We start from the raw sequence: 24,010 nt of genomic DNA, 5'->3' as shown, positions 1-24,010 counted from the left end.
GCAGCAAACACCCTTGATTGGCTGGCAGACGCTCTTTCTTAACTTGAACACCTCTGCTAGCTTTGAATCACTCACCTTTGTACTAGATTTTGACGGCAATGACATGATGCTGGCTTATTCCAGCCTTCGCTTGTAACGGTGATATGGATACAAGCTCCAGACCTGATGTACAAATTTTTTCGCCAAGCTGAGAATCTGAAAATGAAAAATGAAAACGACCATCTTCTCCGATTAATCCTGTTTTCCACTGTTCTCCCCAGACAACAAGTGAAAAGACACCGCCTTCATGAAGTAAAGAAGAGACCTGTTTTAAATAACGTTCATGGTCATCAGGATGTTGATGATGAAAGCAGCCATGATCTAAAATTAAATCAAACTGCATCCCGCGTCCCTGATCCATGGACCATGACATAAAATCTTGATGAACAAAGTGGACAGGAACTGTTTCTCTTTTCTGTAACCCTTCCCACTCCTCATGCTCATACAGATCGATACCGACATATGCGGAAAGCCCGCTTAAATGTTCAAGTGCACGGCCGTTGCCGCACCCGATATCCAGTACAGAAGCAAGTGCATTCTTTTCCCTTGAACGCCATGCCTTTAATGACATCACTGCTGCGTCTGTTAAGGATGGATCAGTGGACCACATATCTGTTCTTTGCTCATAATGCTCTTGGAATGCCATGCGCATCTTTTCTAAATACAATCCACTGTCTTCATGGTACAAAGCCTTTTTCATCATGAAACCTCCTTCAATTCACAATCGTCTTTTCGGGCAAAGGTGGTTTTCAAGCCAAAAACCTTATGTTAGAATGAGAGATGGATTTTTCAGGAAAATCTGTTTGTCTGAAAAAGGAGAGCAGCATCCCACATGTTCACTCTTCTTTTTCAGCATTCTTCCTCCTCATATGCAGCCGTTTGAAGGCCGCCTCGCCTCAGCTTGTTCTCTCTTTTTTTCATATGAGTTCACCTCCTTCACCGTTCGATCAACTCACACCCTTTATTGAAACCGCTTTCTCTTTTGTATAAGGACTTAACGCCTTTTGACTATCTCTTGCAAAGTGTTCATAGTAGAAAAACCAATCTACTGTTTAGAATGACTATCATTTTTTCTTCAGGTACATAATTCTTTGCTTTGTTTTAGCAGACACTTTTGTAACTTAAAGGCGCTTAGGCTTGGTTTCTGCCACCCCCTTTCACTAAATATGCTCCGAATAAACTCGCCAGAAATTTAACAACTAATTCCATAATGACTGGAATAAGCCAAATATATTGTTTTTAGTTTATTTTGTCAACAAATTATTTCCTAAACATTAAAATGAATTTTCCAATTGAAAATACAGGTATTTTTCGTGGTTTTTTGACCTTAAAACAATTATTTCTACACAAAAATACAATTTAAACCAATAGAACTAAGAAATTTATCTACTAAATTACACAAGTTTTTTATTTAATTTTAAATCAAAATAGAAAGATACAATAATTATTTCCCGAATGATTTTTTGTGATATTTCGACTATTTTTTCTGATTCCCCTTGTTTTTCTTTGGTATAGCGGCATTTTCAATTAGAGAGTTTACTATTTATTCCATACTTCCGTATTTGTTTTTTATCGTAAAAAAGATATATGTCTCTCCTTCAGACTTGGAGGCATGAAAAAAAGCCCCTTACAAAAGTAAGAGGCTTTTTCAGTTGGCGTTTACGCCCAGTTTTTCACTTTTTCATGATCTGTGACAAAGAGAAGCACTTTCCCTTCATCTAAATGTTCTTCAAATGTCTCAGCTTCTTCTTTGGTGAAACCAATTTCATGAATTTTATTGCGGAGTTCATCTCCCTTTTTACTAAAGATGTTCCCAACCGCATGTTTAAGTCCAACTTCTCTTGAGCCTATCGTATTGGCATCTGCATTATTTGCAATACGCTCTGTTCGATCATCGTCATGGGATAGAACATAAATGTCCTCTCTTGCAACACCGATCGATTTTAATTGCTCTACATCTCTTTGAAGTGTTTCATCATTTGAATACTCTCTTACAACAGGTTTCATTTTATATTCCTCCTTTAACGTCTTACGAATCTTTTACCCGTCACTTTTGACATTAAACCTTACAAGAGCACATCCAATTTGCTTAATGAACATACCATGCCTATCGACTTATTTTTGACAAAAAGCCTGTTGAAATGACTAAATTTTCTGAAATATCGTGTTCATTCCTGTTGATTTGTTGTACAATTCTTATACTGGAGGCTAGAAATGAGGGAGAGCTGATGTATTACTTTTCAGCGGAGCAGCAGTTTAATGCTTGGGTTGTCAGTGATTTGGTGAAACAGCTTTTTCAAAAGTGGAATCCTGAAGAAGCGAATACAAAGCCGCTTACATTGTTTGCCGAACAGCACTTTCGCATCTCCATTGATTATCTCTTTTCCATCATTATTAACATTGGAGATATCGAGTCAATTGATCAAGATCCACAAGACCTGTTGTCCTCATATTTGAATATCCTTTTTCCTTTTGTGACGCGCGATATGATGAAAGCCTCCATGCAAAATGCAAACGAATATTTGTTAAAAGAACGTGATGCGGATGTGTATCAGCTGTTTGGCTGTCTCCCGCCGCTCCTCTCTGTATCTTTTCAGAAAAAGTAGTCCCCTTCGATGAGATGGCGGCTGCTTTTTTGTGTGTGTTTTGAAAAGACCGTATGTTTTGAACGAAAAGAAGCATCATGTTAATGTAAATCTAGGCTGTAAGTGAAAGGGAGGATTTGACATGAGTCAACAAAAGCAAATTCAATTAGCTAAACGTCCAAAAGGATTACCTACAAAAGATGTTTTTCATTTTGAAACAGTAGATATACCTGTACCGCAAGATGGAGAGGTCTTGGTTCAAACGAAATATGTTTCTGTAGATCCTTATATGAGAGGACGAATGCAGGATACAAAATCCTATACACCTCCGTTCAAGCTAAATGAAGTGATTCAGGGCGGTGTCGTCGGAGAAGTCGTTGAGTCGAAATCGCCTCAATTTGAAAAGGGTGATTTTGTCCTTGGATTCCTTGGCTGGCAAGAATATTCCACTGCCAAAGCTGAATCTCTGACTAAAATTGATCCGTCCATTGCGCCATTGTCCTATTATTTAGGCATCTTGGGGATGCCAGGGCAAACCGCTTACTTTGGCCTGCTTGCGATTGGTCAGCCAAAAGAAGGCGAGACGGTTGTCATTTCTGGAGCCGCAGGTGCCGTTGGTTCCGTTGTGGGACAAATCGCTAAGATCAAAGGCGCACACGTCGTTGGAATTGCCGGATCTGATGATAAACTCGCTTATTTAAAAGAATTGGGCTTTGATGAAACGATTAATTATAAAACAACAAATGATTTAGATGATGCCATTGCAAAAGCCTGTCCTAACGGCGTTGATGTGTACTTTGACAATGTAGGCGGCGAGATTTCAGATGCGGTGATGAATCATTTAAACCGTTTTGCACGCATTCCAGTGTGCGGCGCCATTTCTTCTTATAATATTAGCGCAAGCGAGGACATCGGGCCGCGTGTGCAAACAAAACTCATCAAAACAAGCGCATTGATGCAAGGCTTCATCGTTGGCAACTATTCAGATCGTTTTGGAGAGGCAGCGAAGGATCTCGCACAATGGGTAAAAGAAGACAAACTCACATATAAAGAAACAATCATAGAAGGCTTTGACAAAATTCCTGACGCATTCCTTGGACTATTCAAAGGAGAAAATGTGGGAAAACAGCTTGTCAAAATTTCATAATAAAAAAGGACCCTGCCAATAATGGAGGGTCCTTTTCTTATGCCTGCTTGGGCGCAAGGTGCAGCTGGCCTTGCTTATACACAATTTCTTCAAGCGAAAGATTCAGCTTTTTCGCCATTTTTTTCAGCATTGATTGCTCTTGAGGTGTGACAAGGCTGATGACTGCGCCTTCTTTTCCTGCGCGTCCGGTTCTGCCTGAACGGTGAATGTATCCCTCTTCATTTGGCATATCTGCATGAATCACATATGGCAGATCATCAATATCGATTCCTCTTGCTGCAATATCTGTTGCAAGGAGGAGCGGGAATTCACGCTGTTCAAATGATTTCAAGATCACAGCACGTTCAGCTTTTTTTGCTTCACTATGAAGGACACCAAGGTCGACATGATGGTACGCTAATTTCTCTGCATAAATGCTTAAGTTCGTAATGTCACGCACAAAAACGAGCGCCTGCATGTCCTCAAGCCGTGATAGCTTTTGCAGCAGTTTCACTTTGTCACGCTGATCACATAACAGATAATAGTGACCCACTTTCTGCGCTTCTTCCTCGCTTCTAGCAATTTTCAATACTTCTGGTTCAGATGTCATTTCTTTGATCAGCTGAACGGTTTCTTCTTTCAACGTTGCAGAAAAACAAAGGATTTGTCTTTCTTTTAATGTGGACTTAATGATCCCTTGGATCGTTTTCATATGCTCTGGCACAAGAAGCTGATCTGCTTCGTCTAATACAATCGTTTTGACTTCGTGCATTTTCAGTTTCTTGATTTTGATTAATTCTTGTACTCGGCCCGGTGTCGCCACAACGATGTTCGGGTGTTTCTTTAGTTTTTCTTGCTGCTTCTTGATGTTCGCTCCACCAATCAAGGAAACCGCTTTGATGTCTGATCCTTGTTTGAACTCTTGCACGACATCAAAGATTTGCATCACAAGCTCTCTTGAAGGTGCCAAGATTAAGACTTGGGGATGCTTGATATTGACATCAATTTTATTTAAAAGCGGCAGTACATACGCAAGTGTCTTCCCCGTTCCAGTTGGCGATTCTGCGATCACATCACGCTTCTCCGTAATCCACTCTGCTGTTTTTTCTTGTATAGCTGTTGGTTTTTCGAAGCCAGCCGCTTGAAAATTTTCCTGAATAAATGGCTTTGCTTCTTTCAAAAATGCCCAATTTTCCGTCATGTCGATCTCCTTTATCCTCATTCAATCTATCCTTTAGTATCTCAAAATCAGCTTTGAAACGCAATTTTTCTTTTGATGCTTTTATCGAGCCGGACAGTTCGATATAATCATGAGAGGCACTAGCCGTTTTGAATCTATTTGAGGTGTAAAAAATGATATTATCTGTTAAAGATTTAAGTCATGGGTTTGGCGACAGAGCCATTTTCCACGAAGTGTCCTTCCGTTTATTAAAAGGCGAGCATGTCGGCTTAATCGGCGCCAACGGTGAAGGAAAGTCAACGTTTATGAATATTATTACTGGCAAGCTGGAGCCAGATGCAGGAAAAGTCGAATGGGCGAAAAATGTCCGTGTCGGCTACCTTGATCAGCATACCGTGCTAGAAAAAGGAAAAACGATCCGTGAAGTCCTTCAGGATGCATTCCATTATTTATTTTCAATGGAAGCTGCGATGAATGACATTTATGGCAAAATGGGTGAAGCCGATCCTGATGAGCTGGAAAAGCTGTTAGAGGAAGTTGGCGTCATTCAGGACGCATTGACAAACAATGATTTCTATATCATTGATTCTAAGGTCGAGGAGATTGCAAGAGGTCTTGGGTTAACGGATCTTGGGCTGGACCGTGATGTGACGGAGCTCAGCGGCGGTCAGCGTACGAAGGTGCTGCTAGCGAAATTGCTGTTAGAGAAGCCAGAAATTCTCCTTCTCGATGAGCCGACCAACTATTTGGATGAGCAGCATATTGAGTGGCTGAAGCGCTATTTACAGGAATATGAAAATGCGTTTATCCTCATTTCACATGATATTCCATTTTTAAACAGTGTTATTAACTTGATTTACCATGTTGAAAATCAAGAGCTCACGCGCTATGTTGGTGATTATGATCAATTTAAACAAGTGTACGAAGTCAAAAAGCAGCAGCTCGAAGCAGCCTATAAAAGGCAGCAGCAGGAAGTGGCTGAACTAAAGGATTTTGTTGCAAGAAACAAAGCACGTGTCAGCACAAGAAATATGGCGATGTCCCGTCAAAAGAAACTGGATAAGATGGATATGATTGAACTGGCGGCAGAAAAGCCAAAACCAGAATTCCACTTTAAACAGGCGCGTACGTCTGGGAAACTGATATTTGAAACGAAAGATTTGGTCATCGGTTATGATGAACCGCTCTCCCGCCCATTGAATTTGAAAATGGAACGCGGGCAAAAAATTGCGCTGTACGGTGCTAACGGTATCGGAAAAACGACGCTGCTCCGAAGTCTTCTTGGGGAAATCACACCTATTTCTGGTGAGGTGGAACGTGGAGAATTCTTGCATATTGGCTACTTTGAGCAAGAAGTAAAAGAGCAAAACAGCAATACTTGTATTGAAGAAGTATGGAGCACCTTCCCTTCTTACACGCAATACGAAGTCAGAGCCGCTCTTGCAAAATGCGGATTAACGACAAAACATATTGAAAGCCGTGTGTCTGTATTAAGCGGAGGAGAAAAAGCAAAGGTCCGTCTTTGCAAGCTGATCAACGAAGAAACCAACTTACTTGTTCTCGATGAGCCGACAAACCATTTAGATGTCGATGCAAAAGAAGAACTAAAACGCGCGTTAAAAGAATATAAAGGCAGCGTCTTATTGATTTCTCACGAACCTGAATTTTATCAAGATGTGGCAACCGAAACTTGGAATTGCGAATCTTGGACGACAAAAGTATTATAACGACAAAAAAGCCTTATATCTTTTGCAGATATAAGGCCTTTTTCTAATTAATGACCTGCTTGGATATTCACCAAATGCTTACGTCCAAGGAGCAGAATAATCATGCCTAGAAGAACAACAACAGCCCCGACATAATAAGGTGTACTTGCTGTATAGGATTCAGCGAGAACTCCGGCAATCCAAGGAGCAATCGCGCCCCCAATAAACCGTACAGCACTGTAAGAGGATGAAGCAATTGAACGTTCAACCGGTGCTGACCCCATCACAGCTGTTGTGAGCACTGTATTGATCATACCGAGAATTCCCCCAGCAATGACAATTCCGCAGATCACGACCACAACATGAGACGTCCATATCCCAATGCCGAATAAAATTACAGCAAACGAAGCAAACAGAACCACAAGTGAAGTCAATGTCCCAAGTTTGCGATGAATAACCGGTGCTGAGAAGACGGAGGTCACAGCTAAAAATAGCCCCCATCCAAAAAAGACATAACCGAGTCCATGCTCATCAAGATGGAGCACAAATGGCGAATACGCTAAAAGCACAAAGAAACCAAAATTGTATAAGAAAGCGGCAGATGCCATCGTTAAAAGTCCTTTATATTTTAATGCTCCGACAGCCTCAAATAGTTTCACTTTTTTCTTAGGCTTTTGCATAGGTGGTAGCATAAAGGTAATCGCTAAAAGTGCAATAAGCATTAATACGGCAACGCCAAAGAAAGGCCCGCGCCAAGAAATTGTTCCAAGCTCACCGCCAAGCAGCGGTCCAACCGATATCCCAAGACCTAATGCTGCCTCGTATAAAATAATGGCCTTTGCACTTCCTCCAACAGATACACCGACAATGACAGAGAGTGCAGTTGAAATAAATAAAGCATTCCCAATGCCCCATCCGCCTCTAAAGCCAATCAATTCATTAATCGTTGAAGAAGTACCTCCTAAAGCAGAAAAAACAATAATAAAAATGAGTCCTACTAATAATGTCCATTTCGCACCAATCCGGCTAGAAATAAAGCCGGTGAAAAACATCACAAAGCCGGTCACAAGTAAGTAGCTTGTAAATAAAAGAGACACCTGACTTGGAGATGCATGTAATTGCGATGCAATGGCTGGCAGAATCGGGTCCACGAGTCCTATTCCCATAAACGAAATCACACACGCAAAGGCAACAGCCCAAACGGCTTTTGGCTGCCTAAGCAGACTTGTACGCTGTTTCAACACTTCTTCTTCCTTCATTCCATCAGAACCTTTCCTTCAAATGTTGACAAAATAAAATAAACACGCAGAGGTGTTTATTTTTGTAATTGCTCAATTGCATGAGCCGCTCTTTCTTTCATCGCTTCAAGATCCTTTTTAAAGGATTGAATGGTTTCAAGCTTTTTTGAAATCAATTGATGCTGCACAGTCAGCTGCGCCTCAATATCTAACAGCTTCTCTAATCGTTCCTTTGGATCAAGCGACAGCAAGTAGCCTTCTTTATTCAGCTCTAGCTGCTTTCCGATTTCCATAAACGATTGAAGCTCCTGTAAAGAAAAGCCGAGTACCTCTTTTGCCTGCATCACTTTCTCTAGCTCTTCCATGTCGTCCTCTGAGTAAAGTCTGACTCCGCCCTCTGTCCGCTTTGGTGCTGATAATAAACCAATCTCTTCATAGAAACGAATCGTCCGTTTTGTTAGTCCGCTTCTTTTCGCCACTTGATCAATTTTCATCCATTCCATCACCAGTGCCTCCTGCTCATCAATTCATGTTTTATTATACACCTTTATAACCTTAACGTAAACGTCAAATTTTTAACCCTTGATTTCCTTTATGTTTTATCGCAGAATAAATAGTAATAATTACGATTTATAGGAGGTAATATATGCGTTCATTTCCATCTAAAGAAGAGCGGCACCAGCTATTCGGATCTGTACCGCCAAGTCTTGGCACAAAGCCTTGGCAAAAAGAGGACATGACGGACATTCAAAAAACAGAGCAGGACTTTTATTTTCATCTTGAACAAGTCGGGATCTGCCGCATGTCCTATCCGGTGCATATCGTATCTAAAACAGCACCACAGCACCAGACAACTACTGCTGAATTTTCACTGAGTACTTCCCTGCCAGCTCATCAAAAAGGCATTCATATGAGCCGTCTCACTGAACAGCTGCACTCGTTTTATGAGAGCAGCAAGCCGCTTGATGTGAATGCCCTAAAAGAATTGACGGCAGCGATCGCCCGGAAAATGAGTCAACCCTCTGCTTCCGTTCAAGTTTCCTTTCCATGGTACATGGAAAAACAGAGCCCAGTCACCGGGCAGTCAGGCTTGATGCATGCGACTGTCAAATATGACGTCCATTTTCATGAAAAGGACGGATGGACCTGTCACGTAGGCTGCGATGCACAGGTCACGACATTATGTCCTTGTTCCAAGGAAATCAGTGAATATGGTGCACATAATCAGCGCGGATCTGTTTCCATTCACGTAGAGTTGTTTGAACAAGCATCGCTTCCTGACGACATCAAGGCCGCTCTTTTACATATCATTGAGTCCAATGCGAGCGCACCGCTTTATCCCGTACTCAAAAGACCTGATGAAAAGAAAGTGACAGAAGAGGCTTATGAAAATCCGCGCTTTGTAGAAGATATCACAAGATTAATTGCCATTGAATTATATGAACAGCCATGGATTAAAGGCATTCAAGTTGAGTGCCGTAATGAGGAATCCATCCACCAGCATGATGCGTATGCCAAATGCTCCTATGAAAAAAACCTGTAGATCGCTCTACAGGTTTTTTATTTCCACTTTTTTATTCATTTAATTCTTCAATCATAAGAGATAGTTCTGTCCAGCGGTCCATTGCTTGTTCTAGTTCTTCCGCAACGGCTTTTTGTTCGTCCATCAGCTCTTGAATTTTCCCAAAATCACTGCCTGCCTCCGCAATGCCGGCATCGAGCTGCTGATGTTTTTCCTCTAATGCCTGTATCCGGTCTTCAATCCCGTCCCATTCAAGCTGGTCTTTATAAGAAAGTTTTTTTCTCTTTTTCGGCGCAGCTTCTACTTGTTTTTCAGCAGGCTTTGTCTCTGTCCGCTTCTGCTCTTTTTCCTGTTCCATATAATCGCTGTAAGCACCTTGGAAGTGTGAAATGCGGCCATTTCCTTCAAAGACAAGCAGACGGTGAACCACTCGGTCTAAGAAATAACGATCATGGGACACGGTGATGACGACGCCAGGGAACTGCTCTAAATAATCCTCTAAAATACTGAGGGTCTCTGTATCAAGGTCGTTCGTCGGCTCATCTAAAAAGAGAACATTCGGTTCTTCCATTAAGACCTTCAATAAATACAATCTGCGGCGTTCTCCCCCTGACAGCTTACGGATAAACGTCCGCTGCATCGACCTTGGGAAAAGGAAGCGCTCCAGCATCTGCTCTGCTGTGACAATGGCGCCATCAGACATCTTGACGATCTCAGCTGTTTCCTTGATATACTCAATGATGGTCAGCTCATCATTCATTTCCTTGTGATCCTGCGTGTAATAGCCAATACGAACGGTTTGTCCAATGGTCAATTGTCCTGAGGTCGGTTCGATTTTACCCGCTAAACAGTTCAGCAGAGTGGTTTTGCCGACTCCATTCGGTCCGATGAATCCGATACGATCACCCGGCACAACTAAATCTGTAAACCGCTCCACAAGGGTCTGGCCAGCAAATGAAATCGATAAGTCTTCTGCCTCGATCACTTGTTTTCCTAGGCGGTGCGAGCCGATGGCAAAATCAAGATCTCCCTTCGCATCAGGCCCTTTTTGGTCCTTCAGCTCTTCGACTCTGCCGATACGTGCTTTCTGCTTTGTCGTTCTTGCTTTTGCCCCTCGTCTCAGCCATGCAAGCTCTCGTCTAAGCAAGTTTTGACGCTTCGTTTCTTTCACCTGAGCTTCTGCTTCCCGCTCCGCTCTTTTTTCTAAGAAGACTTCATAATTTCCTTTATACGTATAAAGCTGTCCTTGATTTAACTCATAAATTCGATTGGCCACCCGGTTTAAGAAATAACGATCGTGCGTCACGAGAATGACAGCACCGCTATATTGGCTTAAATATCCTTCAAGCCATTCAATGGTGGCATTATCAAGGTGGTTGGTTGGCTCATCTAAAATCAGCAAACCTGCAGGCTGAATTAAATTTTTAGCAATGGCGACACGTTTCTTCTGTCCGCCTGATAATGCATGTACAGAGCGGCTCACATCTTTCACGCCAAGCTTTGTCAAAATCGTTTTGGCTGAAAGGTTCGCATCCCAAGCGTCTTCCTGATCCATTCGGTTTTGCATGCGCATCAGCGCCTCTTGTTTTGCCTCATTTTGCGGGTCATGCTCTAAATCGGCGAGTGCCTGTTCATACGCCTTCATCGTTTGAATCATTGGTGCCGTTCCAGAAAAAATGTAGTCAAGAATCGTTTCAGTTCCGCTCATTTCAGGATCTTGCTCAAGAAATTCGATATCAAGTGTCCCTGCTTTCGTGATATCACCTTCCTCAAACGATTCAAGTCCCGCGATGACTTTTAGAAGCGTTGACTTCCCTGTACCATTTGGTCCAATCAATCCGATGCGCTCCTTCGGTTCTATATGAAACGAAATATGATCAAACAGCGTTTTCTCGCCATAGGTTTTATATAATCCTTCAACATTCAATAAACTCATTTTATCAGCCCTTACATAGATTCTTCCTTTATTTTAAATCAGCCAGTAGCAGAAAACTAGTTTTAAAAAACCCGCTGCTGAAAAGAATGTTTCCTTTTGATGCTCGATACACTATGAAGAGGTGATCTAAAGATGATAACCATTAGCTTATGTATGATTGTGAAAAATGAAGAGGAAGTGCTGGCAGACTGTCTTTCTTCTGTTCAAGACATTGTCGATGAGATGATCATCGTTGATACGGGATCAACAGATCAAACGAAGGAGATCGCTCATTCTTTTTCAGCAAAGGTACTGGATTTTGAATGGGTGCAGCATTTTGCAAAAGCACGTAACTTTGCTTTCTCACATGCAGCGAAAGAGTATATTTTATGGCTCGATGCTGACGATGTTCTGCTTGAAGAAGACCGCCAAAAACTGCTTCAGCTCAAGCAGACACTTGATCCCTCGGTGGATGCCGTTTCGATGTTTTATCATGTGGGATTCGATGAAGACGGTCAGGTCAATTTCAAATATAGAAGAAATCGCCTTGTGAAGCGTTCGTTGAACTTTCAGTGGTATGGGGCCGTTCATGAGTTTCTTCAAGTGTATGGAAACATCCTTCCAGCAGATATCGCCGTCACACACCAAAAACGCAAGAAAACAACAGTTGGTGAGCCTGGGCGCAACTTGCGAATTTATGAAGACATGCTGGCAAAAGGAGAGGATATGACGCCCCGTGATCTCTTTTATTTTGCCAATGAATTAAGAGACAACGGACAGCATGTCAGGGCGATTCGCTTTTATCATGAATTTTTAAACACAAAACAGTGCTGGATTGAGGATGAAATTCGCACATGCCAATATTTAGCGGACTGCTATTATGCGGCAGGCTTTGAGGAAGCGGCCTTATCCTCATTATTGCGTTCCTTTTTATATGATCAGCCCCGGCCAGAATTTTGCTGCCGGATCGGGGATCATCTAAAAATACAAAATAAACATCAGGCAGCCATCTTTTGGTATGAGCAGGCACTGAAGGCTCCTGAAAACGAAACAGCCTTCACACTTACACAATATAAAACATGGTATCCTCACCTTCAGCTTTGCTACTGTTATTATCAGCTCGGCGATCTGGAGCAAGCCAAAACACATCACCTTGCCTCCTCCGCCCATTACCCGACTCATCCAAGTGTGCTGTACAATGAAAAAATATTTGCTGAACAAACATAGATCGTTTGACACCACATCCGCCTTCGATCTCCCGGCGGATGTCTCTTTTTATACACTTATTCGGTTGTGACGTTTAACACTTTAGTGATTTAAAGCGTTTTTCAACCAATTGACTAAATTGTCATTTGCGCATATACTAACATTCGTCTTACGAAAAGATTTATCCATTAGGAGGTCAACATGAGTTCTTTATTTCGAAAAAAATCTCTCGACCAGCTCATGCTTGAAAGTCAAACAAAGCGGCTCAGCCGTTCGTTGAATACGTTTGATTTAATCTTGCTTGGCATTGGCTGTGTGGTCGGGACTGGAATCTTTGTCATTACGGGGGTTGCTGCGGCAAATGATGCGGGACCTGCGATTATTATATCTTTTATTTTGGCTGCGATCGCATGCGCCCTTGCTGCTTTTTGCTACGCTGAATTCTCCTCATCCATTCCTGTGTCAGGAAGCGTCTATACGTATTCCTACGCAACACTTGGGGAATTTCTTGCCTTCTTAATGGGCTGGGATCTCATGCTGGAATATGTTATTGCGCTCTCTGCTGTAGCAAGTGGATGGTCGTCCTATTTTCAATCACTGCTCAGCGGATTTGGCCTGCACATACCGAAGGCTTTATCAGCTGCACCTGGAGCCGCTGACGGGGCCGTCTTTAACCTTCCAGGCGCACTCATTATTTTGCTCATCACCTTTATCGTCTCAAGAGGCGTCAAAGAAAGCACAAAGCTGAATAACATTATTGTGCTGATCAAAATTGCCATCGTCCTTCTCTTTATCATTTCAGGCTTTGCTTACGTCAAACCTGAGAACTGGACACCGTTTATGCCAATGGGCTTCCATGGCGTGATTGCTGGAGCGGCAACTGTCTTTTTTGCTTACCTTGGATTTGATGCAATCGCTAATGCATCCGAAGAAGTTAAAAACCCGCAAAAGGCGATGCCAATTGGAATCATCGGTGCGCTCGGTGTTTGTACGATTTTATATATCGGGGTTTCATTCGTCTTAACTGGCATGGTTCACTATACGAAGCTGAATGTCAGTGATCCTGTCGCATTTGCTCTTCAAGTGGTTGGCCTGAATAGTGTCGCTGGCATTATATCCGCAGGTGCTATTATCGGGATTACGACAGTGTTAATTGCACTTGTCTACGCTCAGGTTCGTTTAACCTTTGCCATGAGCCGAGATGGGCTCATGCCGAAAATCTTTTCAAACGTTCATCCGAAATCTAAGACACCGGTTGCCAACACTTGGCTGACAGGCGCTGTTGCGTCATGTATCGTTGGATTCGTCAACTTATCAACACTTGCTAATTTAGTCAGCATCGGTACACTTGCTGCCTTTACGGTGATCTCTATCGCTGTGATCGTACTCCGGAAAAAACATCCGAATATGAATACAGCTTTTAAAGTACCCTTTGTCCCTGTCCTTCCTATAATTAGTGCGGTCATTTGTATGATCTTGGCTTTCACACTGAAATGGGAAACATGGAGAGCCTTCCTCATCTGGATCGTCATCGGTGTTGTTGTCTATTTCACCTATGCAAGACGAAAAAGCCATCTCAATGAAACACATTAGAAAAGAGACACGGGGATTCCCGGTCTCTTTTTTTGTTTAAATCACACTGTTTTTGACTGAATTTGAGTCCACCATATCTGGATCTAACACGCTTGAAATCGGAATGACAAGCGGTGAACAATCTCCATTGTCCTCACCAAAACCTTGGTTCAATTTCATTGAGAGAAAATAATCAATCTGCTGATAAGGTCCTAGCGTCAGTGATGCACCCCGATCCATTGTATTGATTTTAAAAGCACCGACATTGACGACTGAGGGTGAGAATAACATCACACGTCACTTCCTTTGAATGGGTTTAGCTGCTGGCGAAAAAGAGGCAGGTGAGTCCACTTGATCTCGATCATCTACATGGCTTTTTGTACCGACAAAACCGCTGGCATCTCCAAAATTCTGTCCGTAACCCTGATTTTTTTTATCTGAGTTTTGCCACTCTGCTAACAAATTTTGTCCGACATTCACCGCCGACGCATTTTCAAAGGAATTAATTTTTAACATGAAAATATTAATATTGATATACGGAGTTGGTTGAACCACAGATAAACCTCCTTTTTATAGGTATATGCAAGCACCCATCAAGTATGTTAACGGGAGGTCTTCACATGGACTTCGAAAAAATGAAGCAGTGGATGGATATTGCCCAGCAAATGCATGGAGATGATTTTTGGAAAATGATCTTCGATGATGAGCAAAGATCCCCCTTTATGGCAAACGGTCCATCTCCATTTACATTCACACAGCAGGATCAGCGGGGATCAGATGCGTCGTTTCCTCCAATCGACATGGTGGAAACCCATGCAGAAATTCAATACTTAATTTACTTGCCTGGCTACCGAAAGGAAGATGTTCAGGTGTTATCATATGGTGAATATTTGGTTGTGAAAGGACAGCGTTTTTCCTTTTTTAACGAGCAGGACTTTCGCCAAAAACAAGGGAAGTATGGTCCGTTTGAAAAGAAAATCCGCCTTCCAGAGATGATACTCGGTCAAATGAATGCTGCCTTTAAAGACGGTGTACTTTACATCCGCCTGCAAAAAGATGAAGGAAAAGCGACGGCTATCATCATAGATGACGAATATTGATACTCACTGCGTCTATTTGATCACGATCATCAATTGTTTCAATTGGCAGGATCGTGATCACGCCATCAGCATTCTGTTCCCCAAAGCCATTGTTTCGTTTGATCGTACTGCAATGATTGCGAACAAACGTCGAGCCAAACGTCATAGATGATCCTGTGCCAATCGAATTCGTTTTCATATGAGCAATGTGAATCTGAGTAGGCAGCATATGCGTCTCCCCTTTCTTGTCATCTCTATAAGTATATATCAGATAGCTTTTCCATAGACTAGAGTAAGGCGGAAGAAAAGGTTGTGGTCTACTTGAAACATTTCATTCAATCACTCTTTAAAAAAACTGAATCCAATCCATCCCCATCTGTCATTGAGCTAGAAAAAAGACTCGCCGCTCTTGAGCAAAAAATGTCTGCACCAGCTGCTCCTGTCTCAGAGGATACACACATCCATATTGAATCCCTGCGCGTGGACAAAATTGATTATCATTTAGAATTTGGGGAGCTTTCTATTGACCAGCTTCAAGGCAGGCTCAATATTGGGGCAACCTATTACACACCAAAGGACACATGCATCAAAAAATCCACACAAACACCGAAGCCAAAAGAAACAAAAACACCGGTTGTCTCGATTCGATCAAAGCCTTCCTCTTCTTAATTCGCTCAGCTCTTCAGCACGACCGGCAGCCAGAAATAGACCGCAAGAACAATCACCACAATACTGATGATATTTAACCAAAAACCCGCCCTGACCATATCAGATATTTTCAGCACGTCCGCACTAAAGACAGCGGCGTTTGGCGGTGTGGAAATCGGCAGCATAAACGCACAGGAGGAAGCCAAAGCAGCCGCGGCCATTAACCCATATGGCTCGATTCCAATCGCAAGACCAAGCCCTACCGTTATCGGAATAATCATATTGGCAACAGCCGTATTAGACATAATTTCAGTCATAAGCAGAATCGCTCCCGTTAAAATAATCAACAGCATGATATACGAAAGCCCGTTTAAATGCCGTAAATTTTCTCCGATCCATCCTGTTAGATTGGTTTCTGCAAAGCCCGTAGCGAGCGAAAGCCCTCCTCCAAACAAAAGCAAAAGTCCCCACGGCAGTTCTTTCATATCCTGCCATTCTAATATTCTCTCTCCATTTGTTGCTGGGATGAGAAATAACAGCATGGCACCGAAAATGGCGATAGACGTATCAGATACGGTCATCCCTCCAAACAAAAAGAGCTTAAAAATCCATAAGAACGCCGTCATGAGAAAAACAACAAATACCCATTTCTCCTCTCTTTTCATTTTTCCTAAATCCTCTAATCCCTTTTGAATGAACGCTGCACTCATTTCACCTTTGTGTTCTACCTTGAACTGTACCCTCGTCAAATACAAAAATAAGAGAATAAGCAAAATCATCGCAACTGGAAAACCAAACAAAAACCATTCGAAAAACATAATCTCTCGATCTAGCAGTTTTTTTGACATCGCAGCAAACACCGCATTTGGCACAGATCCGACAAGTGTCGCCAAACCTCCAATTGACGCAGAATACGCTACTGACAATAAGATGCTTTTACTGAATCGATCAAGAGATGGACCAGATAAGATTTCATTTGTCTTGACCTCTTTAATCACTGCAAGTGCCACTGGCAGCATCATTAGTGCTGTCGCTGCATTCGAAATCCACATAGATAAAAATGCAGTCGCGATCATGACACCTAAGACAATGCGGTCACTTCTTGTGCCAATCACCCTTAAAATGTGTAAGGCCATTCTTCTATGTAATTTCCATTTTTCAATGGCAATTGCGATCATAAATCCTCCCATGTACATAAAGACGATCGGATCTCCATAAGACCTTGATGCCTGTTCCATAGAAAGTCCGCCAAGTGTCGGCAGCAAGATGATGGGCAATAAAGATGTAGCAGGAATGGGCAGTGCTTCAGTCACCCACCATGTGGCCGTCCAAGCTGTAATGCCCAAGACTACCCTCGCAGCATAAGTCAATTCATCTTCAGGTATGAGAAAAAAAACGAGCAAAAAGAGTGTCGGTCCAAGAACAAGTCCAATCAAATTCACCTTTTTATAAACGATAACAATTCCCCCTACTGAAAGCGCTTGTCATATTTTTTCTAACATTCGAGGATCTTTTAAGAAATCCTTTAAATCATAAGAAAAAATGAAGATATCTTTCATCATAAATAGCTGTTATTTTACTCCCTTTACCCAAACCATGACATGATCCCTTGGTCTATTTTCATAGGAGAAACTATACAAATCACGACCAATCACTGTAAAATATAGAGGATCTAATCAAAAAATTGAGGTGTTTTCATTGTATACGGATCAAAAAAAATCATTTTGGAAACAGAAAAAAGTCATCATCCCTCTCCTTAGCATCATCGTCGTTGCTGCTGCTTTCTTTTTCTTAAAAGATACTCTTTTCTCAAAAGAAAAAGAGGCTTTAAAAGCCGCTCAAAACTTTACGAAACATATGGAGAAGAAAGACTTTACGAAGCTGGCAGATGAGGTGACAAGTACATCTTTGAAAGCTAATGACTTTTCAAAAAAACAACTAGCCGAAAAATACGACAATATTTTCAACGGCATTGGTGCTTATGATCTGAACATTTCAAAGCTCAACGTTGAAAAACAGGACAAAGGAGATGGGTATCAATTCTCCTATGATGTAACGATGAAAACGTCTCTTGGCAAGCTGCATAAGCTGTCTTACAAGGGCATTCTCACCGAAGAAGATGACAAGTGGAAAGTGGACTGGAAACCAAATCTCATCTTCCCGCAAATGGAAAAAGGAGATACCATCAAGGTCAAATCTGACCCAGCTGTCCGCGGAAACATTGTCGACCGAAAAGGACGTACGCTCGCAGAAACAACTGGTGGAAACGCACTTGGCGTCATCCCAGGTAAGCTCGGAACAGGAGAAGAAAAAGAACGCAATATCAAAAAGATCAGCAAAGCTTTTGATATAGAGGAAGAACTCATCAACAATCAGCTGAAACAAGCATGGGTCACAGACGACACGTTTGTCCCGCTCAAATCGATGTTAAAACAAAAGCCAATTCCAAAGGACATAAATGGCGTTACCTATCAAACGAAGGAAATGCGCTACTATCCATATAACAAAGCCGCCGCCCATCTCACCGGATATGTCGGAAAAGCAAATGCGGATGATATCAAAAGAAATCCAGCATTAAAGGCGGATCAAATCATTGGCAAAACCGGCCTTGAATTCACATTTGACAAAAACTTACGCGGACAAGATGGCGGAAGCATTCTCATCGTCCATGATGAAACAGGCATTGAAGAAACATTGCAAAAATCAGCTCGAAAAGATGGAAAAACAGTGAAGCTGACGATTGATGCTTCTTTGCAGAAAAAAGCCTATGATCAACTGAAAGGTGAAAAAGGGGCCGTCACAATCATGAATCCATCAACAGGTGATCTATTAGCACTTGTCAGCACCCCTTCCTACGATGTCAATCTCATGACAAACGGGATTACACCTAAGCAATATCAGGCATACAGTGAAAATCCAGACCTTCCATTCCAAGCTCGATATGCGAGCCGGTATGCACCAGGCTCCACATTCAAAACCATTACAGCCGCCATTGGGCTGGAAACAGGTGTCACAAAGCCCGACAAAGTGCGTACCATTCATGGACTGAAATGGCAAAAGGATCAATCTTGGGGAAATTATCGCATCACACGTGTTCACGATAAAGAAAAAGTCAATATGGTCGATGCCCTTGTGTACTCAGACAATATTTATTTTGGACAGGAAGCACTCGAAATCGGCAAAGACACCTACGAGAAAAAAGTGAAAGCATTTGGATTTGGCGAAGACTTACACATGCCATTTACAATGAAGCCTGCACAAGTATCAAACGATGGTATTCAATCGGATATCTTACTGGCTGACTCGGCGTATGGCCAAGGCGAATTACTCATGTCACCGATTGAACAAGTACATGCCTATTCTCCATTTGCCACAGGAGGCAACCTTGTCTACCCTCGAGTGATTCAAGATGAAAAAACAGCATCACCAAAACAAATCATCAAAGAAGGCTCGGCAAACACAGTGAAAGACGCATTGACTAAGGTCGTGACCAGTCCAAACGGAACAGCCCACTCCTTACAAATCGAAGGAGCGGATATTGCCGCTAAAACGGGAACGGCAGAATTAAAAAGCAAACAAGGTGCAACAGACGGCACTGAAAATGGATTTTTACTTGCGTTTAATCCTAAAAAAGAAGATTACGTCCTCGTCGGCATGATCGAAGGGGTGAAAAACCGCGGCGGCAGTGGACTCGTCGTTCAAAAAATGAAGCCTGTCATTGCTTCTTTTTACAAATAACTCTTTAGAGACACAAGCTCAATCAAATGCTTGTGTCTCTTTTTTTCTAAATCATGACAATTTGCTATTGTTTTATAGTTCACCTTATGAATAAAATGAGAAGAATGCAAAAAACAGAAAACAGATAAATGAAGGGAGGAAGTCTCATTGGCCATTGCTGCTCGTACAAAGGATAAACCTCAACATTCTGTTACCGGCTCAACGGTTTATCCCATCTTATTGATTATTGGTATTTGTCATATGCTGAACGACACATTACAAGCCGTTATTCCTGCGATGTTCCCTATTTTGGAACGCTCAATGGGGCTGACCTTTACACAATTAGGGCTGATTGCTTTTACATTAAATATGGTCTCCTCCGTGATGCAGCCAGCTATTGGGTGGTACACAGATAAACGGCCGATGCCTTATGCACTTCCGATTGCTTTATTTTCAAGTGCTGTCGGTATATTCGGACTCGCGTTTGCTCCGTCGTTTGCCACCATTCTGCTTTGCGTTGTCTTTATCGGACTCGGCTCTGCGATCTTCCATCCAGAGGGCTCCCGTGTTGCCAACATGGCAGCTGGTCCAAGACGAGGACTTGCCCAGTCCATCTATCAAGTAGGCGGGAATACAGGTCAAGCCTTTGCTCCGCTTATCGCTGCATTAATGCTCGTCCCGCTCGGTCAGACAGGCGTGGCTTGGTTTACGATTGTTGGAATGTTGGCGGTTGGTTTCCTTCTTTATATTTCAAGATGGTACGCAGGAAGGCTTCAAACCATTCGGGCCGAAGCGAAAAAAGCTCCTGCAAAAGCTGTCAGATCTGATATTCATCGTAAATCAGCACTCATTGCACTTGGCATTATCGTCTTTCTCATCTTTGCCCGCTCTTGGTATGGAAATGCCATTTCGAATTTCTATGCGTTTTATGCGATTGAACAATACGGTTTGACGATTAAAGAATCACAGACTTATATCTTCTTATTTCTTATTCTAGGTGCAATTGGGACATTTTTAGGCGGGCCGCTTGCAGACCGCTTTGGCAAGAAAAACGTGATTTTAGTTTCCTTATTGGCATCCTTCCCGCTTGCCCTGCTGCTGCCATTTGCCGGACCGGTTTTTGCTTATGTTTTACTCGGACTGATTGGGCTCATTTTGACATCAAGCTTCTCTGTCACCGTGGTTTATGCCCAAGAACTATTTCCCGGGAAAATTGGCACAATGTCTGGTTTAACTGTTGGGCTTGCGTTTGGTATGGGTGCAATCGGATCGGTTGCCCTCGGCTCATTCATTGATGCCTTCGGCTTAACGCCTACCATGATCGGTGTTGCCTTTTTACCGATATTAGGCATCCTAGCCTTCTTACTTCCCAGCGACCAAACCATCTCCAAATGGAATGAATCATAAAAAGAAAACCGCTCAATAAATGAGCGGTTTTTCATCTCTCATAAAAATGCGTATCAGGAACATGCTTCTTCGCAATAAATCCTTGCTTAAATTCTGGAAATACCTTTTGCACCTGTTTAATCTTTTGATGAACCAAGTCGGCATACGGAATATACAAATGATCCACAAGCTTCTGTTCTTTCATATAGTAATACCAATTAAGGTTAAAGGTATTCTCGTCAATGATCGTGAAGGCAGAAAAATGATAGAACAAGAGTGGACATTCGTCGAGATACATATCTCCTTTTACAACTGAAAGCTTGTAGTTTTCAATGTTCCAAATCGCCGCATTGGCTCCTTTAGATGCAACGATATGAACCCCTTCAAAATCATCAACCCATCTTTCCACATACCGCTGATCTCCGTACGTCTTTTTTTCTGTATCCATTTCTACTGTACAATGGGCAAGACAGTTTTCTTTCCATTGCGTGACTGCCTGTTTGGCAACATCTGTGTTACGGCAGCCTACAAACCCAGTATTAAAGCGGCCAGACAACTCATAAAAATGATAGAACCGCTTGGAATTCATATGATCCGTCAAAAATAAATGAGCGCTTGGATTCTCTGCAAAAATCGCCTCTGGATCATGATAAAAATACAAATCCGTATCCAGATGGGCAAGATAATCTGCATCTGAGGAATCAAGAATTTTGAGCAGAAAAGCAGGCTTTAATGTCCAGCAATACTCATGAAACGTTCGATCTTCTTTTGCCTTTCGCAGCGTATCATCTTCAATGTCCTCAAGCTGTTCATATTGAACATGCGGATGAGGGAACTCCTTTAATACCTTATAAGCCAAAGGGTCTGCACATAAAACGGACAGCTTGAAGGCATGCGCGTTTTGTTCAAGCGAATGAATCAGCGCCAAAAGCTTAAAAACATGGGTATTCGACACAATGGTTGTAAAGTGATAAGACGCCATTTACAACACATCCACTTGGAACAAATCAACGCGCAACAGCTCTTTCGTCAGCCCTTGAATGGCTTCTACAAGCACCATGCAGCCATACTCCTCACGTGCAAGCTGCGCCGCTTCTGCCAGCTTTTTCAAAGGAACATGCTTGGCTGTCAGCATATCTTTTTTATCCCGCTTGATGCCTACATTCCGCTCTGTGATCAAATGAAGCAGCTCTAAAAAATAGGATAATAGGTCATCAAATGCTGGATTCTCGCGCAGCTGGCGAACTTCTTTCACAATATCATTTGTCACAGTGTGAGAAAACGGACCTGAGAAAGCCAAATGGACATCAATAGCATCAATATGATTGTACTTCTCACACATATACAAAATGTTGTATTTGATGTCATCAAATGACGTTAAATTACTTGGATGCTCTTGATGCACACTCATGATATCCTCTCGCAATTCAAAGGAGAGACCAAGCTGATTCAATCGAATCCCTAAATCATAATCCTCAAATCCGTACCGAACGATATTTTCATCAAACATCCCTAGTGCCATGACATGCTTACGTTTAACAGAGGAGTTATTTGTAATAAAAAATCGCCATGGCAGCTCATAAGAACCTAAATCATAGTGGTACGTTTCCAAAATGTCTTTCAGAATATCAATAAACTCAGACTGCAAATCGAAGCTTTTCTCTAAAAACGCACCATTTTCGACTTCTTCCAATGATAAAAGAGGTGTTTTGTCCTCCATTTTCCGTTTATACAGTCCTTGCTTTTTCAACCGCTTCATATGATCCTTATCAAACGCTTTGTAAAAATAGCGATAAATCCGCTTCCAGCACACACCGCAAATGACAAGATCCTCCCTGTCAGCATGAGCCTCTGCATGCTTTTGAATAAATCTCGGTTCTGCCAGCATATCACTGTCATGAAAAATGAGCAGATCTCCCTCCGCCTCGCGAATGGCATGATTACGCCCCTTTGCAATCCCTTGATTGACAGGAATACGCACCTTTTTAAATGGGAAGTTCACCTCAATATTCTCGAGCATTTCCATCGTGCCATCCGTTGAGCCATTATCGGCAACAATGACCTCAAATGGAATATCTGTTTCCTGAAGCGTTAATGAAAAAAGGCTTCCTTCTAAACGCTCTTTGGCATTATAGCTTGGAATAATGACGCTTACCTTTGGCTTTTCGTTCATGCGTCATCCTCCTCCCGTTTGGCATAGCCGTTAAACAGCGGATCGACCTGCTCCACAGATTCAATCACATGGCGAAGCACTTGCCGATAGGCTTCTTGGAAAAACGGCAGGTCATTTCGTCCTTTTTCATGAATTTGCTGCATCTCATCCTTGCTCACAATCCGAAAGCCGCTGTAATGATAGCAAATGAGCGGGTGCCCATCCTCCAGAAGAATACGTCCATTCTCCTCCCGATAAGAATGCTGCCCATAGTTCCAATGACCAATATTCACGCCTTTTGTCTCAATATCTTCTACTTTGTCAAACAGTCTCGGCATATGATCTAGATATCCTTGATCGCCAAACTTGCCTTCTCCCGGTGCATTTTTACATTCTTTTAAGCATTCTTCTTTCCACCAGCTGAGGCATTTTCGTCCGGCTTCATCTCCTTTAAAATGCAGAAAGCCTGAGTTATAGCGTCCTAAAAGCTTCTGAAGCATCTTCACTTCCTCTGCATCAAAGCTTGGAATGACAATATCCCCTCTCGAAATTAAAACAGAAGCATTCGGCTGATGTTGAAAAATAACCTGAGGGCTCTCATAAAAGAACAAATCCGCATCGAGATAGGTCACGCTCTCTGCCTGCTCCTGTTCAAATAACCACTCAATCCAAATCGGCTTTAAGGTCCAGCAATATTCCGATGCATCCCGTTCCTCTTTTTTCTCCAGCAGCTCTGGTGTTTCGAGCTCCCGTACATGAACAAGATCCACATGCGGAAAATTCATTTGATGAAGCAAATCAAATGCAGCATCATCCATGCATAACGTCTTGATGACAGCATCATCTTCTACTTGCTTCAACGATAAGAAAAACGCAATGGCTTGATAAAGTCTTCCACTTGAAAGAACCGTACAATATATGCTGTTCATCTTTTTACAC

The 24,010-nt window shown here is 42.3% G+C and carries 23 protein-coding genes; 10 read left to right on the top strand and 13 right to left on the bottom strand.

Features of this window, described 5'->3' with window-relative positions:
• Positions 1 to 82 precede the first annotated feature (82 nt).
• The gene (locus tag MHI46_RS03730; RefSeq protein ID WP_202037080.1) at positions 83 to 742 is read right to left on the bottom strand and encodes a methyltransferase domain-containing protein; all 660 of its coding nucleotides are present in this window, start codon (positions 740 to 742) and stop codon (positions 83 to 85) included.
• Between the two features lie 956 nt (positions 743 to 1,698).
• The gene (locus tag MHI46_RS03725) at positions 1,699 to 2,046 is read right to left on the bottom strand and encodes a general stress protein (protein WP_039177084.1); all 348 of its coding nucleotides are present in this window, start codon (positions 2,044 to 2,046) and stop codon (positions 1,699 to 1,701) included.
• Positions 2,047 to 2,267: 221 nt separating this feature from the next.
• Here MHI46_RS03725 and MHI46_RS03720 point away from each other — a divergent pair, with 221 nt between their 5' ends.
• Complete coding sequence (locus MHI46_RS03720; protein WP_041087183.1) at positions 2,268 to 2,645, top strand: YfmB family protein; 378 nt, start codon at positions 2,268 to 2,270, stop codon at positions 2,643 to 2,645.
• Between the two features lie 121 nt (positions 2,646 to 2,766).
• Positions 2,767 to 3,771 carry an NADP-dependent oxidoreductase gene (locus MHI46_RS03715; RefSeq protein WP_342503116.1) on the top strand — a complete coding sequence of 335 codons (1,005 nt, stop codon included), beginning with the start codon at positions 2,767 to 2,769 and terminating at the stop codon, positions 3,769 to 3,771.
• Between the two features lie 37 nt (positions 3,772 to 3,808).
• On the opposite strand, the gene MHI46_RS03710 is transcribed toward MHI46_RS03715, so the two are convergent.
• Entirely contained in the window at positions 3,809 to 4,951 is a 1,143-nt protein-coding gene (locus MHI46_RS03710) for a DEAD/DEAH box helicase (RefSeq protein WP_024426644.1), read from the bottom strand.
• 152 nt (positions 4,952 to 5,103) lie between these two features.
• On the opposite strand from MHI46_RS03710, the gene MHI46_RS03705 reads away from it, so the two are divergent.
• Positions 5,104 to 6,657 carry an ABC-F family ATP-binding cassette domain-containing protein gene (locus MHI46_RS03705; protein ID WP_342503115.1) on the top strand — a complete coding sequence of 518 codons (1,554 nt, stop codon included), beginning with the start codon at positions 5,104 to 5,106 and terminating at the stop codon, positions 6,655 to 6,657.
• Between the two features lie 47 nt (positions 6,658 to 6,704).
• Here the strand turns inward: MHI46_RS03705 and MHI46_RS03700 are convergent, their stop codons facing one another.
• Both MHI46_RS03700 and MHI46_RS03695 read right to left on the bottom strand, forming a co-directional pair.
• Positions 6,705 to 7,895 carry an MFS transporter gene (locus MHI46_RS03700; RefSeq protein ID WP_277722304.1) on the bottom strand — a complete coding sequence of 397 codons (1,191 nt, stop codon included), beginning with the start codon at positions 7,893 to 7,895 and terminating at the stop codon, positions 6,705 to 6,707.
• 56 nt (positions 7,896 to 7,951) lie between these two features.
• Positions 7,952 to 8,377, bottom strand: coding sequence for a MerR family transcriptional regulator (locus tag MHI46_RS03695; RefSeq protein WP_024424586.1), 426 nt, complete (start codon positions 8,375 to 8,377; stop codon positions 7,952 to 7,954).
• A gap of 143 nt (positions 8,378 to 8,520) precedes the next feature.
• Here MHI46_RS03695 and folE2 point away from each other — a divergent pair, with 143 nt between their 5' ends.
• On the top strand, positions 8,521 to 9,417 hold the full coding sequence (folE2, locus tag MHI46_RS03690) for a GTP cyclohydrolase FolE2 (protein WP_268437076.1): 897 nt from the start codon (positions 8,521 to 8,523) through the stop codon (positions 9,415 to 9,417).
• A 31-nt stretch (positions 9,418 to 9,448) separates the two neighbouring features.
• Here folE2 and MHI46_RS03685 read toward each other — a convergent pair whose 3' ends face one another.
• Positions 9,449 to 11,332, bottom strand: coding sequence for an ABC-F family ATP-binding cassette domain-containing protein (locus MHI46_RS03685; protein ID WP_342503114.1), 1,884 nt, complete (start codon positions 11,330 to 11,332; stop codon positions 9,449 to 9,451).
• Positions 11,333 to 11,464: 132 nt separating this feature from the next.
• Between MHI46_RS03685 and MHI46_RS03680 the strand changes: the two genes are divergently transcribed.
• On the top strand, positions 11,465 to 12,538 hold the full coding sequence (locus tag MHI46_RS03680) for a glycosyltransferase family 2 protein (RefSeq protein WP_342503113.1): 1,074 nt from the start codon (positions 11,465 to 11,467) through the stop codon (positions 12,536 to 12,538).
• Between the two features lie 180 nt (positions 12,539 to 12,718).
• A complete protein-coding gene (locus MHI46_RS03675; RefSeq protein WP_025092665.1) occupies positions 12,719 to 14,110 on the top strand; it encodes an amino acid permease in 1,392 nt (463 codons plus the stop codon).
• A gap of 36 nt (positions 14,111 to 14,146) precedes the next feature.
• Here the strand turns inward: MHI46_RS03675 and MHI46_RS03670 are convergent, their stop codons facing one another.
• Positions 14,147 to 14,380 (bottom strand): hypothetical protein, encoded by a 234-nt coding sequence (locus MHI46_RS03670; protein ID WP_034623095.1) that lies wholly within the window; start codon positions 14,378 to 14,380, stop codon positions 14,147 to 14,149.
• Positions 14,381 to 14,386: 6 nt separating this feature from the next.
• Positions 14,387 to 14,644 (bottom strand): hypothetical protein, encoded by a 258-nt coding sequence (locus tag MHI46_RS03665; protein WP_003213975.1) that lies wholly within the window; start codon positions 14,642 to 14,644, stop codon positions 14,387 to 14,389.
• Between the two features lie 65 nt (positions 14,645 to 14,709).
• Between MHI46_RS03665 and MHI46_RS03660 the strand changes: the two genes are divergently transcribed.
• The gene (locus tag MHI46_RS03660; RefSeq protein WP_024424582.1) at positions 14,710 to 15,189 is read left to right on the top strand and encodes an Hsp20/alpha crystallin family protein; all 480 of its coding nucleotides are present in this window, start codon (positions 14,710 to 14,712) and stop codon (positions 15,187 to 15,189) included.
• Here the strand turns inward: MHI46_RS03660 and MHI46_RS03655 are convergent.
• Positions 15,170 to 15,397: a hypothetical protein gene (locus tag MHI46_RS03655; RefSeq protein ID WP_039177063.1), complete on the bottom strand. Its 228-nt coding sequence runs from the start codon at positions 15,395 to 15,397 to the stop codon at positions 15,170 to 15,172. The two genes, MHI46_RS03660 and MHI46_RS03655, sit on opposite strands and share 20 nt — an antisense overlap.
• Positions 15,398 to 15,489: 92 nt before the next feature.
• Between MHI46_RS03655 and MHI46_RS03650 the strand changes: the two genes are divergently transcribed.
• A complete protein-coding gene (locus MHI46_RS03650; RefSeq protein WP_025092664.1) occupies positions 15,490 to 15,837 on the top strand; it encodes a hypothetical protein in 348 nt (115 codons plus the stop codon).
• 5 nt (positions 15,838 to 15,842) lie between these two features.
• Here MHI46_RS03650 and MHI46_RS03645 read toward each other — a convergent pair whose 3' ends face one another.
• Positions 15,843 to 17,258 carry a DASS family sodium-coupled anion symporter gene (locus tag MHI46_RS03645; RefSeq protein WP_254968598.1) on the bottom strand — a complete coding sequence of 472 codons (1,416 nt, stop codon included), beginning with the start codon at positions 17,256 to 17,258 and terminating at the stop codon, positions 15,843 to 15,845.
• A 256-nt stretch (positions 17,259 to 17,514) separates the two neighbouring features.
• On the opposite strand from MHI46_RS03645, the gene MHI46_RS03640 reads away from it, so the two are divergent.
• Positions 17,515 to 19,554: a penicillin-binding transpeptidase domain-containing protein gene (locus MHI46_RS03640; protein WP_342503112.1), complete on the top strand. Its 2,040-nt coding sequence runs from the start codon at positions 17,515 to 17,517 to the stop codon at positions 19,552 to 19,554.
• Between the two features lie 147 nt (positions 19,555 to 19,701).
• Positions 19,702 to 20,940, top strand: coding sequence for an MFS transporter (locus MHI46_RS03635; protein ID WP_024426656.1), 1,239 nt, complete (start codon positions 19,702 to 19,704; stop codon positions 20,938 to 20,940).
• A 31-nt stretch (positions 20,941 to 20,971) separates the two neighbouring features.
• On the opposite strand, the gene MHI46_RS03630 is transcribed toward MHI46_RS03635, so the two are convergent.
• Genes MHI46_RS03630 through MHI46_RS03620 form a run of 3 tightly spaced genes read right to left on the bottom strand, consistent with a single transcriptional unit; the run spans position 20,972 to position 24,000 of the window.
• A complete protein-coding gene (locus MHI46_RS03630; protein WP_125587236.1) occupies positions 20,972 to 21,901 on the bottom strand; it encodes a putative nucleotide-diphospho-sugar transferase in 930 nt (309 codons plus the stop codon).
• A complete protein-coding gene (locus MHI46_RS03625) occupies positions 21,902 to 23,092 on the bottom strand; it encodes a glycosyltransferase family 2 protein (RefSeq protein WP_056767615.1) in 1,191 nt (396 codons plus the stop codon).
• Positions 23,089 to 24,000: a putative nucleotide-diphospho-sugar transferase gene (locus MHI46_RS03620; RefSeq protein WP_024426658.1), complete on the bottom strand. Its 912-nt coding sequence runs from the start codon at positions 23,998 to 24,000 to the stop codon at positions 23,089 to 23,091. The genes MHI46_RS03625 and MHI46_RS03620 overlap by 4 nt, the downstream gene beginning before the upstream one ends.
• Between the last annotated feature and the right edge of the window lie 10 nt (positions 24,001 to 24,010).

The organism is Bacillus sp. FSL K6-1000 (genome assembly GCF_038630785.1).
In the GTDB taxonomy this organism is placed as follows: Bacteria; Bacillota; Bacilli; order Bacillales; family Bacillaceae; genus Bacillus; species Bacillus safensis.
The sequence above is the reverse complement of the archived record's forward strand: the minus strand, read 5'-3'. Positions and strand labels throughout refer to the sequence as shown.